This window comes from Pseudonocardia zijingensis (assembly GCF_042657305.1).
Classification (GTDB): Bacteria; Actinomycetota; Actinomycetes; order Mycobacteriales; family Pseudonocardiaceae; genus Pseudonocardia; species Pseudonocardia zijingensis.
Map to the genome: position 1 here is coordinate 311099 of NZ_JBHSKO010000006.1, position 16403 is coordinate 327501.

Here is a 16403-nt window from a genome sequence, read left to right on the forward strand (position 1 = left end):
CCCGCTCAGGAGGGCCGGAAGCGGACGACGGCCGAACCGTCCTCCGCGGCACCGGTCTCTGCGGTCACCGGCAGCCCGACCCGGACGGGCTCGCTGCCGGTGACCACGAGCTGGGTCAGCAGCCGCGGACCCTCGTCGAGCTCCACGTAGGCGAGCACGTACGGGGCATCGTCGCCGTAGCCGCGGGGCGGGCGGCGCAGCACGGTGAAGGAGTAGACCGTGCCCCGTCCGCTGGTCTGCCGCCACTCGAGATCGCGGCCGCCGCAGCCGGGGCAGAACGGGCGGGGGTACCAGACCCACTCCTCGCAGCGCAGGCAGCGCTGGAGGGCCAGCTCACCCTGCTCGGCGCGGGTGGCGAACTCGTCGGCGGGCGCATTGCCCGTCGTCTCTCGTGCCGCTGACGTGGTCACGCGCCCTCCGCTCCGAGGATGATCGTCGAACTGAACGATCGGCTGCCGATGGATTTGCCGACCCCTTGCACCAGCGCCAGGTCGCAATCGGGCACCTGCACCGCGGGCTGCGCCTCGCCGCGGACCTGCCGCACCGCCTCGATCAGCCGGATCATGCCGCCGCGGGAGTTCGGGTGGTTGTTGCACAGGCCGCCACCGTCGCTGTTCACCGGGAGCGCGCCGCCGGGGCCGATGGCCGACCCGTCGCCGACGAACCGGCCGCCCTCGCCCTTCGCGCAGAACCCGAGGTCCTCGAGGAGCATGAGCACGGTGATCGTGAACGAGTCGTAGATCGAGGCGTACTTGATGTCGGCCGGGCCGACCGCGGCCTCGGCGTACGCCGCCGGTGCCGACCACACGGCGCCGGTGAAGGTGACGTCGGTCCTGCCGTTGTTGGCGTGCTTGAACGCCTCGCCGTGGCCCAGCACGGCCGCGCCGCGCCGCGGCAGCGTGCGCGCGACCTCCGGTGACACCAGCACCACGGCACCGCCGCCGTCGGAGGTGATGCAGCAGTCGAGGCGGTGGAGGGGGTCGCTGATGAGCGGCGAGTCCAGCACCTCGGCGATGCTCACCACCTGGGGCAACCTGGCGTGTGGGTTGTGCTGCGCGTGCCGGGACGCGGCCACCTTGACCGCCGCGAGTTGCTCGCTCGTGGTGCCGAACTCGTACATGTGCCGCTGGGCGGCGAGCGCGTAGAGCGAGACCGGGGGCCGGGCGAGCCACGACTCGTAGGGATCCTCGGGCCCGGGCTGGTAGGAGTGCCGCGCCCCGGAGCTCGGGATGCCGGCCATCGAGATCACCGCGACGCTGCACTTCCCGGCGGCGATCGCCGCGCACGCGTGACCCACGTGGGACAGGTAGGACGCGCCGCCGCCCTCCGTGCAGTCGCCGTAGCGCAGGTTGTCCATGCCCAGGTACTCGGCCATGGACAGCACGCCCATGCCGGGCACGTCGGAGGAGCAGAAGTAGCCGTCGACGTCGCCGGGCCCGAGGCCGGCGTCGTCGAGCGCGCCGAGCACGACCTCGCCGAGCACCTCCGGCACCGTCTTGTCGCTGATGCGGCGCTGCGGGTGCTCGAAGGCCCCCGCGACGAACGCCGCCGGTTTGCGGCTGCTCATTCCGGCCCTCCGGGGTAGCCGTCGGCGTTCAGCACGTCGCCGGAGGCGACGAGGTCGGCGCGCGGGGGAGCGAAGATGTCGACGTGCTGGAACGGCCCGGTCTCGACGGTCTGCGAGGTGTGGATGTCGGGCGGTGGGATCACCGTGACCGACGGCGCTCCGACTCGCTCGTGATCGTCGTCGCGCCAGGCGGCGGCGTCGGTGCCCCAGGTGCGGCGGATGTGGTGCACGTAGGTGCCCTGGGTGACGACGCTCGCCTGCTCGAAGTCCTCGTGGAAGTGCGGGCTGAGCCGATCACCGCGGGGGAGTGGCATCGGGCCGAGGAACACCGCCATCAGGTTCACGCTCCGGAACACGCGCTTCGGGCGCTGGACCGGGTGGTCGGCGAAGTCGTAGACGCGCAACGCGTACCCGCCGGGTGGAGGTGCGCCGGGCGAGAGGGGCTTGACGGGCGCGCCCTCGGCGAGGCGCCCGAACCGTCTGGTCTCGGCGTGGATCGGGGAGAGCGCGCTGAAGACGCGGTAGGCGTAGCCCTCGTCCAGGAACTCGATCGCGGACTCGCCGGGCGGCACGACGACCAGGCTGCCCGGCCGGGCGGGCTTGCGCGTTCCGCCCGCCGAGACGCTCAGCTCCGCCGAGCCCTCCGGCAGCAGGACGAGGTGCTCGTCGTTCGGATCGGTGACGGCGCAGGTTGCGCCCACCTGTCCGTGGATCGTCTCGACCACGAAGTTGACGGCGGGCGCGTACCAGTGCTCGGTGCGGTCCCCGCGCACGTCGGGGTCCTCCTGGTCGTGGCGGTAGTAGGCACCCAGGGTGGATTCACCCACTCGTTTCCTCCTCGCTGGACGCCGTGGTCGCCGCGGTGAGCCGGCGGTCGGCGGGTCGGGGGCGCTCGGTGTCGACGCCGAGCAGGAAGGCCGGGTTCGCGCCGGTCATCGTGCGCACGTCCGCGGCGGGCACCCCGCGTTCGAGCAGCGTGGCGCAGACGCGCGTCAGGCCGTCCACCGGCATCGGACGGCCGCGCTGGCCGAGGTCCGAGGCGATCACCGTGTGCGCGGCGCCGACCGCGTCGATCCACTCGTGCAGGACCGCGGGATCCCACTTGATGCCGCCCTGCGGGTCGAACGCGCCCGCTTCGTGCTCGATGTAGGCGCCGAGTTCGACCAGCTCCAGGCAGTTGGCGGGGGAGGCGCCCACGACGTGGTTGGGATGGCTCATGACCATGCGGCGGACGCCGCGCGCGCGGGCCTCGGTGAACACGTCGCGCGCCTCGTCGAAGCTCATGTGGCCGGAGGAGAGGAGCGCATCGTTTTCGGCGATGTGGTCGAGCACGCGGAGGACGTCGTCGAGGAGCCGTCCGCGGTCGTCGTAGATCGTGACCTCCCGGTTCGGCAGCTCCACCAGCGACGGGGTGGCCCGGCCCGGTGGGTGCGCCAGGTGCTGGTGGCTGGACAGGGTCGGGAACCACACGGCCCGGCCGCCCATCCGCAGTGACATCGCGACGGCCTCGGGGTTGATGCCGCCCGCCCACGAATTGAGGGCGATCCCGCCGAAGATCGGCGTGGAGACGCCGGCGAGCCGGTCGGCCATCGCCAGCAGGTCCATCACGGTGTTGTGGTGGTGCGACTTGGCCAGGATGCCCCGCATCTCCAGGCGAGCGCCGTCCTGCGCCGCCTCGACGTGGTCGAACTCGCGCGCCAGCGGGTTCGGGCCCGAATGGCAGTGCAGGTCGACCGCCCCTCGCAGGACGTCGCGGGCTTCGGCCTCTGCCATCGGCTCTCCTCGTCGTGAGTCGGAGCATGCTTAGCGGACCTAAGTGTATGGCTACCTTACTTCTCTGCCGATCCCCGTCAAGGTGTCACGCATGCCCTTGACGTGCGGAAGCGACATGCTACGGTCCCCTAAATATTAGGGGCGCGTATCAACGTGGAGGCGGCTCGTGAAGAGGAACGTTCGCGGTGTCCTGGTGGCGGCGAGCCTGCTTCTCGTCGCGAGCTGCTCCTCGGGTGGTGCCGGCCGCTCCGACGACGGCGTGGTGCGGGTCGGCGTGCATCCGGTGTCATCGATGGATCCGCGCAAGTCGGGCCCGATCGACACGGTCTACCTGACGCCGGTCTTCGACACGTTGATCGAGCGGACCCCCGACGGCAGCGTGGAGCCGGGGCTGGCCACGGAGTGGCAGCTCGCCGCCGACGGGACGAGGTTCGACCTGACACTGCGTGAGGGCGTGACGTTCCAGGACGGGACCCCGATGGACGCCGAGGCGGTGAAGGCGAACATCCTCTCGGCGAAGGAGCCGGGCAACGCGCGAGCCCTGCACCTCAGCCCGGTCAGCGGGGTGACGGTGGTCGATCCCACGCACGTCCGGCTGGAGTTGTCCGGGCCTGCGGCGCAGCTCGAAGGAGTGCTGGCCGGCGAGGCTGGGATGATGATGAGCCCGGCGTCGTTGACCGATCCGGCTGCGGCGACGAAGCCCATCGGTGCGGGGCCGTACCGCGTGGAGAAGTACAGCCCGGACGAGATCCGGTACGAGGCCTGGGACGGTTACTGGAACGCCGGTCAGGTGAAGAACGAGGCGCTCGTCTTCGTGATGAATCCCGACGCGACGACCCAGTTCCGGGCATTGCAGTCGGGGCAGATCGACATGTACGCCCTGCCGCAGGAGATGAAGGAGGCGGCGCAGCAAGCGGGCCTCGAGGTGGTCACGGGGCCGACGGGCCGCATCTGGCAGTTGACGTTCAACGTCGGCGAGGAGCACCTGGCGAAGCCGGAGGTGCGCAAGGCGATCTCGCTGGCCGTGGACCGGACGGCGCTGGCGCAGGCCGCTCTCGGTAGCGCTGACCAGTGCGTGCCGACCGTCCAGCCGTTCGGTCGCGAGTTCGTCGGGCACGTCGACGAACTGGACGACAAGGTCGCGCCCGACCTCGCCCAGGCCCGCGACCTGCTGCGGCAGGCGGGTCACGCCGAGGGCTTCCCGCTCCGATTGGTGAGCGGCAACAGCGGGGTGCAGCAGGCCATCGCCCAGATCGTGCAGGCAGAACTGGCGAAGGTCGGGATCACGGTCGAGCTCGAGGTGTCCGACCAGGCCGAGGCCACGCGGAAGTCGCGGGCCGGGGACTTCGACCTGCAGGTCAACCTGATCATGGCTCCGCGGCCCGACCCGACGCAGTACGTCGTGGACATGTACCTGCCGGGTGGCGTCTACAACCCCGGTGGCTACTCCCTGCCCGGGGTGGCCGAGCTCCTCGAGGACGCACAGGCAAACATCGACCGGGAGGAGCGGCAGGCCGCTCTGGCCGAGATCGTCACGAGCGTCCACGAGGACGGCGCACCGACGATGCCGCTGTGCATCAACGCCCAGAACTTCGCCTTCCCCGACGACGTCAGCGGCTTCGAGATCCCCGTTCTCGGCGACTTCGACTTCACCCGGGTCAGCAAGGCTTCCGTCGCCTCCTGACCCCCTTGACGTGCGAAACCTGCATGCTACGGTTCCCTAAACATTAGGGGCGCGTATCAATGGGGAGGCGGCTCGTGATGAGGAACGTCCGCGGTGTCCTGGCGGCGGCGTGCGTGGTTCTCGTCGGCGCGTTCGTCGCGGGCTGTTCCTCCGGGGGTGCCGCTCGATCCGACGACGGTGTGGTGCGGGTCGGCGTGCACCCGGTGTCGTCGATGGATCCGCGCAAATCGGGGCCGATCGACACGATCTACCTGACGCCCGTTTTCGACGCCCTGATCAAGCGGACCGCCGACGGGAGCCTGGAGCCGGGCCTGGCCACCGAGTGGACGCTCGCCGCCGACGGCACGAGTTTCGATCTGACGCTGCGTGCGGGCGTGACGTTCCAGGACGGCTCGCCGATGGATGCCGAGGCGGTGAAGGCGAACATCCTCTCGGCGAAGGAGCCGGGCAACGCGCGAGCCTCGAACCTCAGCCCGGTCAGCGGCGTGACGGTCGTCGACCCCACGCACGTGCGCCTGGAGCTCTCCGAGCCCGCGGGCCAGCTGGAGGGGGTGCTGGCCAGCGAGGCCGGGATGATGATGAGCCCCGCATCGTTGACCGATCCGGCCGCTGCGACCGAGCCCATCGGCGCGGGGCCCTACCGGGTGGAGAAGTACAGCCAGGACGAGATCCGATACGTCACCTGGGACGGCTATTGGAACGCCGGCCAGGTCAAGAACAAGGAGCTCGTCTACGTGATGAACCCCGACTCGACGACCCAGTTCCGGGCGCTGCAGTCGGGGCAGATCGACATGTACAACCTGCCGCAGGAGATGCGCGACGCGGCGGAGCAGGCCGGGCTCGAGGTGGTCAGCGGGCCGACCGGCCGCATCTGGCAGCTCACGCTCAACACCGGCGAGGAACACCTGGCGAACCCGGAGGTGCGCAAGGCGGTCTCGCTGGCCCTCGACAGGTCGGCGCTGGCCCAGGCCGCGTTCGGGGGCACCGACCGGTGTGTGCCGACCGTCCAGCCCTTCGCCCGTGAGTTCGTCGGGCACGTCGACGCGCTCGACGAGCAGCTGAAGCCCGACCTCGCCCAGGCCACGGAACTGCTGGCGCAGGCCGGGTACCCCGGCGGCTTCCCGCTGCGGCTGGTCACCGCCAACAGCTCGCAGCAGCAGGCCATCGCCCAGATCGTGCAGGCGGAGCTGGCGAAGATCGGGATCACGGTCGAGCTCGAGGTGTCCGACCAGGCCGAGGCCACGCGGAAGTCGCGGGCCGGGGACTTCGACCTGCAGGTCAACCTGATCATGGCCCCGCGGCCCGATCCCACCCAGTACGTCGTGGACATGTACCTGCCCGGTGGCGTCTACAACCCCGGTGACTACTCCCAGCCCGGGGTGCCCGAGCTCCTCGAGCAGGCGCGGGCCAGCACCGACCCGGAGAAGCAGCAGGCCGCCCTGGGCGAGATCGTCACCAGCGTCTACGAGGCCGGCGCGCCGACGGCGCCGCTGTGCGTCAACGCCCAGATCTACGCCTTCCCCGACAACGTCGACGGCTTCGAGGTCCCCGTCCTCGGTGATTTCGACTTCACCCAGGTCACGACCTCGGCCACGCCCTGATCAGAGGACGGTCATGGACAAGGTGTGCGAATCGCCGGAAGCGGCGATCGGCGATCTCGAGGACGGCGCGTCCATCGCGGTGTCCGGCTTCGGCCGCAGCGCGGGATCGCCGGTCAGCCTCTTGGCGGCGTTGGACCGGCGCGGAAGCCGGGAGCTGTGCCTGGTGGGCAACACCATCCCGCCCGGCGCGGTGGAGATCGTCGAGTCGGGCCGGGTCCGGCACCTGATCACCTCGTTCACCTCGCGGAACGGGCGCCGGAGCACCGTCGACGAGATGATCTCGGCCGGCAAGCTCACCTTCGAGCTGGTGCCGCAGGGCACGCTGGTGGAGCGGCTCCGTGCGGCCGGAGCCGGACTGGGTGCTCTCTACACCCCCACCGGGCTGAACACCCCGATCGCCGACGGCAAGGACGTGCGGTACTTCGACGGCAGGCCCTACCTGCTCGAGACGGCCATCCGCACGGACTACGCCTTCATCTCGGCGTACCGCGCGGACCGGCTGGGCAACGTGGAGTTCCGGGGCGCCAACCAGCACTTCGGGCCGAGCTTCGCCAAGGCGGCCCGGGTGGCGATCGTCGAGGTGGACGAGATCGTCGACACGGGGGAGCTGCCGCCGGAGCGGATCGGCCTGCCGGGAATCTTCGTCAGCCGCGTCGTGCAGAAGACCCTGGCCAACGACCTGCCGAAGTACACGCCGCGCAGGCGGGCCTCCGACGTCGCCCGCGAGTACGGCGGCAAGCCGGGCTGGACCCGCGTGCAGATCGCCGAGCAGGCCGCGAAGCTGCTCCCGGACAGTGGGTACGTGAACCTCGGCCTCGGCATCCCGAGCTACATCTCGTCGTTCATCGCGGACCGCGACATCGTCCTGCACGGCGAGAACGGCATCCTCGGCTACGGCGAGATCGTCGACGACGACGAGCTCTACCCCGACGTCTTCAACGCCAGCGGCGTGCCGGTCACACCGCAGCCGGGGATCTCCTTCTTCGACAGCGTCACCGCCTTCGAGATGGTCCGCTCCGGGCGGGTCCACGTGGTGGCGCTGGGCGCCTACCAGGTGGACGCGGAGGGGAGCGTGGCGAACTGGGCCACGCCCGGCATGGCCGGTGGTGGGATCGGCGGAGCCATGGACCTGGCCGCGTCGACGGCCACCGTCATGGTGCTCATGGAGCACCACGACAGCCAGGGCAGGCCGAAGGTGGTGCAGCGGTGCACGTACCCGTTGACCGCCAAGTCCTGCGCCGACATCGTCGTCACCGATCTGGCGGTGTTCCGCCGCCGCAACGGGGCGCTCGCGATCGAATCGGTGGCGCCGGGATTCACCGCGGACGAGGTCTGGGCCCTCACGGAGATGGACCCGCCCGTGCGCGGCTGACCGCCTGCCGAGCAGGCGGTCAGGCGGCGACCAGGCCGAGGAGCTTCGCCGCGTTGTCCTTGAGGACGAGCTTGCGCACGTCGTCGGCGAACCCGAGCTTGTCGAACTCGGTGAGCCACTTCTCCGGGGTCAGCACGGGGTAGTCGGTGCCGAAGAGGACCTTCGACTTCAGCAGCGTGCGCGCGTACTGCACCAGGATCGGCGGGAAGTACTTCGGCGACCAGCCGGACAGGTCGATGTAGACGTTGGGCTTGTGGCCGGCCACCGCGAGCGCCTCCTCCTGCCAGGGGAAGGAGGGGTGGGCGAGGATGATCTTGAGGTCGGGGAAGTCGACCGCGACGTCGTCGACGCACATCGGGTGGGAGTACTTCAGGCGGATCCCGCCGCCACCGCGCTGCCGGGCGCCGACGCCGGTCTGACCGCTGTGGAAGAGCGCGATCAGGCCGGTCTCCTCCATCGCCTCGTAGAGCGGGTAGGTGTCGCGGTCGTCGGGGAAGAACGCCTGCGAGCTGGGGTGGAACTTGATGCCCTTGATGGGGTACTCGGTGGCGAGCCGGCGGATCTCGCGTGCGGCCGCCTTGCCGCCGTGCGGATCGACCGAGCCGAACGGGATCACGACGTCGGCGGCGAGCGCCGCCTGCCGGCACACCTCGTCGTTGGAGACCCGCTGCTCCCGGCCGGTGGCCCAGGAGGTGTTCACCGGGAAGGCGACGCACATCATCCGCCGCTCGCGGTAGAAGGCCGCGAGGTCCGGGATCGTCGGCACCACCGGCGGCGCGCCGAAGTAGTCGGCGAGCGCCTTGCCGCCTTCGCTGGGGGTCGGATCGGCCTCGTCCACCGACGCCTGGACGTGGGTGTGCACGTCGATGGCGACGATGCGGTCGAGGTCCGGTTGGGGTGCGCTCATGCCGGCGGGTCGAGCTGTGCGCTCGCCGTGCCGCCGAACACCGCGACGCCGTCGGCGTTGACCACCTCGACGTCGACGTCGGCGCTCGGCGGGTCGGAGCCCTCACCCGGGTGGACGGCCGTGATCGTCAGCCGGGCCGTGAGGGTGTCGCCCGGCCAGGCCGATGCCTTGAACCGGCCACCGAACTGCGTGAGCCTGCCGTCGCCGAAGTAGTCGGTGAGCGCCTTGCCTGCCAGGCCCATCACGAGCATGCCGTGCGCCATCACCGTGGGGTTGCCCGCTACCTGCGTGGCGTAGACCTCGTCGGAGTGCAACGGGTTGAAGTCGCCGGAGACGCCCGCGTACTGCACGATCTGGGTGCGGGTGAGGTCGTCCACCACCACGACCTCGTGCACGGTGCCGACGGCGAGATCGGTGGCCGCGGTCACCGCGAGCCCCCCGAGGACGGGAGCTCCACGACCACGCTGCGGGCGGTGATGACCAGCTCGCCCGATCGGTCGCGGTACTCGGTGATCTGGTCCTGGAACGTCATCGTGTCGCCGTTGCGGCGCTGCTTGGTCCACGTCCGCCCCGGGCGGGTGGTCCAGGTGAGCTCGTCGCCCGCACGCAGCACGCGGTGGTAGGTGAAGTGCTGTTCGGCGTGCAGCCGCAGCGCACCGCCTTCGGACGACGACGGTGTGCCCGTCGGCGTGCGGCCCGATCCCCGCCACGGCTCGCCGGGCCGCGGTCGCAACCCGCTGTCGGGATTGAAGTGCGTGGCGCTCTGGACGAAGGTCGGGGGAGCGATCACGGCGCCGAACTCGCTGTTCCGCGCGTACTCGCGGTCGCGGTAGACGGGGTTCTCGTCCCCGAGGGCGCGGGCGAAGAGCATGATCGCCCCCTCCTCGACGGGCAGGTAGGGCTCGGACTCGCTCATCAGGTCGTGGTCTCCTGTTCGAGCACGTTGGGAAGGTCGAGGATGCCGAGGGAGCTCGACGGGCCGATGCCGCGCCGGGCGACGATCTCGTCGAGGTCGGGGCGCCACTCGGGGGGACCGTCGTAGGCGATCGGCACGAAGACGGGGTCGTCGGCGGCGACGAAGTTGCCGTCGTAGGGGAAGCCGCAGAAGGCAGACGGCTTCATCTCCCGCCACCGGATCAGGCCGCGGGAGGGGTCGTAGCAGTCCTCGTCGATGGAGACGGCCACCACGCGGCCCACGACCATCAGCCGGCCCTCCCAGAGGTGGGTCCATTCGACGGTGCACTCGAAGTGGGCCTTGCACTCGGCGATCCGGGGCGCCTTGGAGACGAGCCCCGGCACGGGCGTCAGCCCGGCCTTCTCGAGCTCGTCGACCTCCCGGGCGAACGGCAGGCCGAGCGTGCGGACCTTCGAGAGGACCTCGAGGTCGAAGGGGACGACGTTGATGACCCACTCGCCGGTGGCGAGGATGTTGGCCGCGGTGTCGGAGTACTCGCTGACCGTGATCGCGAACGACACCGGCTCGTGGACCACCCGCACGCAGGTGGCGTGCGGGGCGGCGTTGATCCTGCCCGCCTCGTCGACGGTGGTGTCGATCACGAGGCAGGAACTGGGGGCGAAGAGGGCGTCCCAGTGCTCGCGGGGAGCCGCCACCTTATTCATGACCGGCGAACCACTTGCGGGCGTTCAGCCTGATGTGCTCGAGCGAGGCGAGGAACTCGCGGCGTGCGCGATCGTCGAGCCCGTCGAAGAGGCCGCCCATCGCCTCCTCCAGTGCGGTGCGGGCCGCAGCGAGCGCCTTGACGCCGAGCGGGGTGAGCTCGAGCAGGCTCAGTCGGCGGTCCTTCGGATCCTCCTGCCGGGAGATCAGGCCGCGGCGGACGAGCACGCTGACCGTCTCCGACACGGTGGGCAGCGTGAGGTTCGCCAGTCGAGCCAGCGAGATGACCGAGGTGTAGCCCTGCTGGACGCGGGTGAGCGTGCGCTCCTGGCGGTACGTCAGCGGGATCTCGAGGTTCTCCAACACCTCGGTCTGCAGGCGGACCAGCCGCGAGGCTGTGACCGAGAGCAGCTCGGCGTCGCCCAGGGCCTCCGTTTCAGGATCTGTCAACGCCTGATTCCTCTCGCTCTGGGAACCGAATGGTTCGGGAGCCATATTACCTTGGGGGTTCGACCGGCAGTCAACCTGACAGGTCGGTGACGAAAGCCGCCTCCGTCTTCGCGGCGATCTCGTCGGCGCCCACGCCAGGAGCGAGCTCGCGCAGCACCAGCCGGCCGTCACGCACCTCGAAGACCGCCAGGTCGGTGTAGACGCGGGTGACGACCCCGCGACCGGTGAGCGGATAGCGGCACTGCCGGACCAGCTTGGGCGTGCCGGCGCGGTCGACGTGCTGAGTGGCCACCCACACCTCACGAGCCCCGCTGACCAGGTCCATCGCTCCGCCGACACCCGGCCTGCCGCCGGGCACGTACCAGTTGGCCAGGTCGCCGGTCTCCGACACCTCGAGGGCACCGAGCACGGTGACGTCGAGCCGGCCGGACCGGATCATGCCGAACGAGATGCTCGAGTCGAAGACCGACGCGCCGGGCACCGCCGTGGTGTACCCCTTGCCTGCGCCGATCAGGTCGGGGTCGATCTCCTCGCCGGTGGCCGCGCGGCCCATGCCGAGGAGACCGTTCTCGGTGTGGATGGCGATCGAGCCGTCGGCCGGGATGTGGTCGGCGACGAGCAGCGGGATGCCGATCCCGAGGTTGACGGTGGCGCCCGGCCACAGGTCGCGCGCGATGCGGGCCGCCAGCTCCTCGCGGCTCAGTGCCCGGCCGGTCCGGGCGATCACGGACTCACTCATCGGCATCTCCCAGCGGCGCGTCCGCGATGACGATCCGGTCCACGAACGCGCCGGGCAGGTGGATGTCGTCGGGATCGATGGAACCGGTCGGCACGAGCGTCTCGACCTGGGCGACCGTGTGCAGGGCGGCCATGGCGGCGAGCGGGTTGAAGTTGCGGGCCGTGAGCCGGAAGCGCAGGTTGCCCGCCTCGTCGCCCAGGTGGGCGTGCACCAGCGCGACGTCGGGCCGCAGGGCCTCCTCCAGGACGTAGGTGCGCCCGCCGAACTCCTGCTTCTGCTTGGGCTCCGACTCCTTGACGAGGCGACCCTCCGCGTCCATGAGCACGGGTACCCCGCCGTCGGCGTACGCCGTGTCGACGCCGGTGGCGAGCAGGAAGGCCGGCACTCCCGCGCCTCCTGCCCGGAGCCGCTCGGCCGCCGTGCCCTGGGGAACCAGCTCGAGCTCGACCTCACCACGCGCGAAGTGCTCGGCGAACGCCGCGCCCGGGAACGAGCCGGTGAACTTGCGGATCCGGCGCTCCTTCAGCAGGAGCGCGAGTCCTCTCCCGTCCTGGCCGCAGTTGTTGGAGATGATGTGCAGGTCGTCGACCCCGAGGTCGAGGAGCGCCTCGACCAGGGCGATCGGCGTGCCGCAGGCGCCGAAGCCACCCACCGCGACGGTGGCGCCGGAGCGCACGTGCGCGAGGGCCTCGCGCAGCGTGCCGCAGGCCTTCGAGACCGGCCCGGCAGCGCGCGTGGGCAACTCATCGATCGACATGACGGCCCTCCCCGTCCCGGCGGATGCAGGCGACCTGGCGGGCCCCGGCCACGGAGACCAGGGGCGGGTCCATCGTGCGGCACGCGTCGACGACGAGCGGGCAGCGGGTGCTGAAGTTGCAGCCCTGCGGCGGGTGCACGGGGCTGGGCATCTCGCCGTGCAGCACGATCCGCTGACGCAGGCGCTGCCGCTGCGGATCCGGTATCGGAGCGGCGGACAGCAGCGCCTCGGTGTACGGGTGGCGGGGATCGGTCATCACCTCCGCGGCCGGGCCGGACTCGACGACCCGCCCCATGTACATCACCAGGACCTCGTGCGAGAGGTGCCGGATCGTCGCCACGTCGTGGGAGATCAACAGGATCGACAACCCCGTCTCCTCCTGCAGGGAGACGAGCAGGTTCAAGATCTCCGAGCGCGTCGAGAGGTCCAGCGCCGAGGTCGGCTCGTCCGCGATGAGGATCTCGGGCCCCAGGGCGAGAGCGCGCGCGATGCAGACGCGTTGGCGCTGCCCCCCGGACAGCTCGGCCGGGTAGCGGGGAGCCAGGCTCGGGTGCAGACCCACCCGGGTGAGCAGCTCGGCGGCGATGTCCGCCGGCCGCCTGCCGCCCCGGAGACCGTGCACCAGGATCGGCTCGAACAGGGCGTGCGCGATCGTCTTCGTCGGGTCGAGCGCGCTGAACGGGTCCTGGAACACGACCTGCACGCTGCGCCGCAGCTGCTTGAGCTCGCGGCCGCGGACCTTGGCGACGTCGCGGCCCGCGATCTCGATCGCACCGGAGTCGACCGTGGTCAGGCGGGCGATCGCCCGCCCCAGCGTGGTCTTGCCGGACCCGGACTCGCCGATCACCCCGACCGTGCGGCCGCGCGGGATCGTGACGTCCACCCCGTCGACGGCGTGCACCCGCTCGCGGCGGCGCCCCGGCAGCCTGCGGCCCACCGGGAAGCTGCGGTGCAGGCCGCGGGCCTTCACCACGACGTCGTCGTCGGTGACGGGTTCAGGTGCGAGCACTGCTCTCATCGTGCGTTCCTCCTCTCGCCTCGAGCTGGAGCAGGTCGTGCGCGACGCGACCGCACCGGGTGTGCCGGCCCGGCTCGATCTCGACCTCTCGCTGGGGTTCGCCGCAGGCGGCCACCGCGAACTCGCATCGCGGCTGGAAGCGGCAGCCCTCGGGGAAGGAACCGGCGGGCGGGACGCGTCCGGGGATCGTCGGGAGCTTCGCCCGGGCTTCCCGCCCCTCGGGCACCGCGCCGAGCAGGGCCTTGGTGTAGGGGTGCCGGGGACGGGCGAACGCCTCGTCCACCGAGTTGCGCTCGACGACGTGCCCGGCGTACATCACCACGATGTCGTCGCAGAAGTCGGCGACCACGCCGAGGTCGTGGGTGACGAGGAGGACCGCGAGGCCCAGGCCGCGCTGCAGGTCCGCCAGCAGTTCGAGGATCTGGGCCTGGATCGTGACGTCGAGCGCGGTGGTCGGCTCGTCGGCGATCAGCAGCTTGCAGTCGCACGCGATCGCGCTGGCGATCATTACGCGCTGTTGCATGCCGCCGCTCAGCTCGTGCGGGTAGGACCGCGCGCGCTCGGGCGCGTTGGCGATCCCGACCTGGTCGAGCAGGCGCTCCGCGTGCTTGCGGGCGGTCTTGCGGGACTCGCCGAGGTGCAGCCGGCGGGACTCGGCGATCTGGTCGCCCACCTTCATGGTGGGGTCCAAGCTGGTCATCGGGTCCTGGAAGATCGCGCCGATCGGCCCGCCGCGGATCCGCGCCAACTGCTGCGGTGCGGCCGTCAGCAGGTCGACCCCCTCGAAGAGGGCCGAGCCGCCGGACACCCGCGTGGCGCGCGAGAGCAGGCCGAGCAGCGCGAACGCGGTGAGGGACTTGCCGCAGCCGCTCTCCCCGATCAGGGCGACGCTGCGGCGCCGTCCGACCTGGAAGCTCACGTCCTCCACCAGGCCGCGCTGCTGCTCGTCGCCCACCAGGTCGATCGAGAGCCCGCGGACGTCGAGCAGGGCGGAGTCCCCGGCGTCCCGGTCGGTCCGCGGGGACGCCGCGCCGGCCGTGTCGATCATCGGCTCCTCCGGGCAGCCAGGGCGTCGCGGATGCCGTCGCCGAGGGTGTTGAAGGCCAGCACCGTGATGCACAGCGCGAGGCCGGGTGGGATCGCCGCGAGCGGCGCCTGGTACTGGCTGCGGTAGGCGTCGCCCAACATCGATCCCCAGTCGGAGGCCGGTGGTGCGATGCCGAGGCCGAGGAAGCTCAAGCTGGCCTCCAGGAGCAGGGAGATCCCCATCAGGATGTTGACCTGCACGAGCAGGGGGGCCGCGACGTTCGGGAAGACGTGCACCCACATGATCCGCCAGGTGCCGCACCCGACGGCGCGGGCGGATTCGATGTACGTCTCCGCGGCGACGTCGAGGGTGACGCCCCGCACGATGCGGAACAGGTACGGGGCGAACAGGATGCCGATCGCCAGCATCACGTTCCACAGCCCGGGGCCCAGGATCGCGATGACGGCGAGGGCGACCACCAGGCCGGGCAGGCTGAGCAGGGTGTCGGCGAGGCGGCCTGCGACGGCGTCGAGCCAGCCCCGGTGCAGCCCCGCCCAGATCCCGGCCGGCACCCCGATGAGCACGGCCGCGGTCAACGCGATCACCGGTGCGATCAGCGCGATCCGGGCTCCGAAGAGCATCCGGGATAGGACGTCGCGGCCGAACTGGTCCGTGCCGAACAGGTGCTCCCAGCTGGGGTCGGCGTTCACCTCGGCGAGCGACTGCACGTCCGGGTCGTAGGGGGCGATCCACCCGGCGGCGAGCGCGGCCAGTGTCAGGAGCACGAGGTAGACGAACGCGATCAGCGGCAGCGGCCGGCGCAACGCGGTGCGGACGAGGCCGCGGCGGGCCGTGCGCCGGACGGGCTCGGCGGACTCGAGCGAGGAGGTGGTCATGAGCCGGCACTCCGGACCTTCGGGTTGATCCACGTGTAGGCCAGGTCGACCACCAGGCTCACGCAGACGATGACGACGGCGCAGAACAGCACGTATCCCTGGATCACCGGGAAGTCGCGGCGCGAGATCGCCGTGACGGCGAGGGTGCCGATGCCGTTCATCCCGGCGACCGCCTCCACCACGATCACCCCGGCCAGCAGCCGGCCGACCTGGAGCCCGAGGATGGTGAGGACGGGGATCGACGCGTTGCGCACCACGTGGTGGCGCACGAGCCACCAGCCGGTGGCGCCGCGCGCGCGGGCGCTGCGGACGTAGGGGCGGGCGAACACGTCCGCGGCCGCGCCCCGGGTGTGGCGCGCGAGCTCTCCCGCGGAGTGCAGGCCCAGTGCCGCGGCCGGGATGATGATGTGCGCCAGCCAGACGTCCACGCCCTCCTCGAGACCGGCGAATCCGGTGGCGGGCAGCCAGGGGTTCGCGATGGCGAGGAGCGAGACGAGGATCATCGCCACCCAGAAGTTCGGCATCGCCAGGCTGACCGTGGCGATGGAGGAGATGATCCCGTCGACCCACCCGCCCGGCTTGCGGGCGGCGACGGCGCCTGCGGTCACCCCGAGCACGATGGCGATCACGATCGCGACGCCCGCCAGCGACAGCGTGACCGGGGCCGCCTCGAGCATGAGCTCGGTGACCGGTGTCTGGGAGAACACCGAGCTGCCCAGGTCGCCGCTCAGGACCCGCCCGGTCCAGGCGAGGTACTGCTGGATCACCGGCTGGTCGAGGCCGAGCTGGGCGCGGATGGCGGCGACCTGCTCCTCGGTGGAGCCCTCGCCGGCGATCATGTCCGCCGCGTCGCCGGGCACCAGCTGCACCATCAGGAAGGCCAGCACGGAGACCAGCCACAGGACGAAGATCCCGCCGGCGAGCCGGTGCAGGAGCTCGGCCGACTTCACGACGGGCTGCCGCGATCAGGAGTCGACGAGTCGATCATGTGAAC

18 protein-coding genes are annotated in these 16403 nt (G+C 71.1%); 3 read left to right on the forward strand and 15 right to left on the reverse strand.

Features of this window, described 5'->3' with window-relative positions; genetic code table 11:
• Positions 1 to 5: 5 nt before the first annotated feature.
• The 4 genes from ACFPL3_RS15625 to ACFPL3_RS15640 are packed head-to-tail and all read right to left on the reverse strand — an operon-like array spanning position 6 to position 3340.
• The gene (locus ACFPL3_RS15625; RefSeq protein ID WP_343941626.1) at positions 6 to 410 is read right to left on the reverse strand and encodes a Zn-ribbon domain-containing OB-fold protein; all 405 of its coding nucleotides are present in this window, start codon (positions 408 to 410) and stop codon (positions 6 to 8) included.
• A complete protein-coding gene (locus ACFPL3_RS15630) occupies positions 407 to 1567 on the reverse strand; it encodes a thiolase domain-containing protein (protein WP_343941625.1) in 1161 nt (386 codons plus the stop codon). The genes ACFPL3_RS15625 and ACFPL3_RS15630 overlap by 4 nt, the downstream gene beginning before the upstream one ends.
• Entirely contained in the window at positions 1564 to 2394 is an 831-nt protein-coding gene (locus ACFPL3_RS15635; RefSeq protein WP_343941624.1) for a cupin domain-containing protein, read from the reverse strand. Before ACFPL3_RS15635 ends, ACFPL3_RS15630 begins: the two co-directional genes overlap by 4 nt.
• On the reverse strand, positions 2387 to 3340 hold the full coding sequence (locus ACFPL3_RS15640) for a DUF6282 family protein (RefSeq protein WP_343941623.1): 954 nt from the start codon (positions 3338 to 3340) through the stop codon (positions 2387 to 2389). Before ACFPL3_RS15640 ends, ACFPL3_RS15635 begins: the two co-directional genes overlap by 8 nt.
• 166 nt (positions 3341 to 3506) lie before the next feature.
• On the opposite strand from ACFPL3_RS15640, the gene ACFPL3_RS15645 reads away from it, so the two are divergent.
• The 3 genes from ACFPL3_RS15645 (at position 3507) to ACFPL3_RS15655 (ending at position 7997) form a co-directional block, all read left to right on the forward strand.
• Positions 3507 to 5024 carry an ABC transporter substrate-binding protein gene (locus tag ACFPL3_RS15645; RefSeq protein WP_343941622.1) on the forward strand — a complete coding sequence of 506 codons (1518 nt, stop codon included), beginning with the start codon at positions 3507 to 3509 and terminating at the stop codon, positions 5022 to 5024.
• A gap of 77 nt (positions 5025 to 5101) precedes the next feature.
• A complete protein-coding gene (locus ACFPL3_RS15650; protein ID WP_343941621.1) occupies positions 5102 to 6625 on the forward strand; it encodes an ABC transporter substrate-binding protein in 1524 nt (507 codons plus the stop codon).
• Between the two features lie 13 nt (positions 6626 to 6638).
• A complete protein-coding gene (locus tag ACFPL3_RS15655; RefSeq protein ID WP_343941620.1) occupies positions 6639 to 7997 on the forward strand; it encodes a 3-oxoacid CoA-transferase in 1359 nt (452 codons plus the stop codon).
• 19 nt (positions 7998 to 8016) lie between these two features.
• Here ACFPL3_RS15655 and ACFPL3_RS15660 read toward each other — a convergent pair whose 3' ends face one another.
• From ACFPL3_RS15660 to ACFPL3_RS15710, 11 genes are all read right to left on the reverse strand, one after another.
• Complete coding sequence (locus ACFPL3_RS15660) at positions 8017 to 8904, reverse strand: amidohydrolase family protein (RefSeq protein WP_343941619.1); 888 nt, start codon at positions 8902 to 8904, stop codon at positions 8017 to 8019.
• A complete protein-coding gene (locus tag ACFPL3_RS15665) occupies positions 8901 to 9332 on the reverse strand; it encodes a MaoC/PaaZ C-terminal domain-containing protein (RefSeq protein ID WP_343941618.1) in 432 nt (143 codons plus the stop codon). Before ACFPL3_RS15665 ends, ACFPL3_RS15660 begins: the two co-directional genes overlap by 4 nt.
• Positions 9329 to 9820 (reverse strand): FAS1-like dehydratase domain-containing protein, encoded by a 492-nt coding sequence (locus ACFPL3_RS15670; RefSeq protein WP_343941617.1) that lies wholly within the window; start codon positions 9818 to 9820, stop codon positions 9329 to 9331. Before ACFPL3_RS15670 ends, ACFPL3_RS15665 begins: the two co-directional genes overlap by 4 nt.
• Positions 9820 to 10524 (reverse strand): flavin reductase family protein, encoded by a 705-nt coding sequence (locus ACFPL3_RS15675; RefSeq protein WP_343941616.1) that lies wholly within the window; start codon positions 10522 to 10524, stop codon positions 9820 to 9822. The genes ACFPL3_RS15670 and ACFPL3_RS15675 overlap by 1 nt, the downstream gene beginning before the upstream one ends.
• Positions 10517 to 10972: a MarR family winged helix-turn-helix transcriptional regulator gene (locus ACFPL3_RS15680; RefSeq protein ID WP_343941615.1), complete on the reverse strand. Its 456-nt coding sequence runs from the start codon at positions 10970 to 10972 to the stop codon at positions 10517 to 10519. Before ACFPL3_RS15680 ends, ACFPL3_RS15675 begins: the two co-directional genes overlap by 8 nt.
• A 70-nt stretch (positions 10973 to 11042) precedes the next feature.
• Entirely contained in the window at positions 11043 to 11711 is a 669-nt protein-coding gene (locus tag ACFPL3_RS15685; RefSeq protein ID WP_343941614.1) for a 3-oxoacid CoA-transferase subunit B, read from the reverse strand.
• Positions 11704 to 12468 (reverse strand): CoA transferase subunit A, encoded by a 765-nt coding sequence (locus ACFPL3_RS15690; protein WP_343941613.1) that lies wholly within the window; start codon positions 12466 to 12468, stop codon positions 11704 to 11706. Before ACFPL3_RS15690 ends, ACFPL3_RS15685 begins: the two co-directional genes overlap by 8 nt.
• Complete coding sequence (locus tag ACFPL3_RS15695) at positions 12455 to 13486, reverse strand: ABC transporter ATP-binding protein (protein WP_343941612.1); 1032 nt, start codon at positions 13484 to 13486, stop codon at positions 12455 to 12457. Before ACFPL3_RS15695 ends, ACFPL3_RS15690 begins: the two co-directional genes overlap by 14 nt.
• The gene (locus ACFPL3_RS15700) at positions 13464 to 14534 is read right to left on the reverse strand and encodes an ABC transporter ATP-binding protein (protein ID WP_343941611.1); all 1071 of its coding nucleotides are present in this window, start codon (positions 14532 to 14534) and stop codon (positions 13464 to 13466) included. The genes ACFPL3_RS15695 and ACFPL3_RS15700 overlap by 23 nt, the downstream gene beginning before the upstream one ends.
• Complete coding sequence (locus ACFPL3_RS15705) at positions 14531 to 15409, reverse strand: ABC transporter permease (RefSeq protein ID WP_343941610.1); 879 nt, start codon at positions 15407 to 15409, stop codon at positions 14531 to 14533. Before ACFPL3_RS15705 ends, ACFPL3_RS15700 begins: the two co-directional genes overlap by 4 nt.
• Positions 15406 to 16359: an ABC transporter permease gene (locus ACFPL3_RS15710; protein ID WP_343941609.1), complete on the reverse strand. Its 954-nt coding sequence runs from the start codon at positions 16357 to 16359 to the stop codon at positions 15406 to 15408. The genes ACFPL3_RS15705 and ACFPL3_RS15710 overlap by 4 nt, the downstream gene beginning before the upstream one ends.
• Between the last annotated feature and the right edge of the window lie 44 nt (positions 16360 to 16403).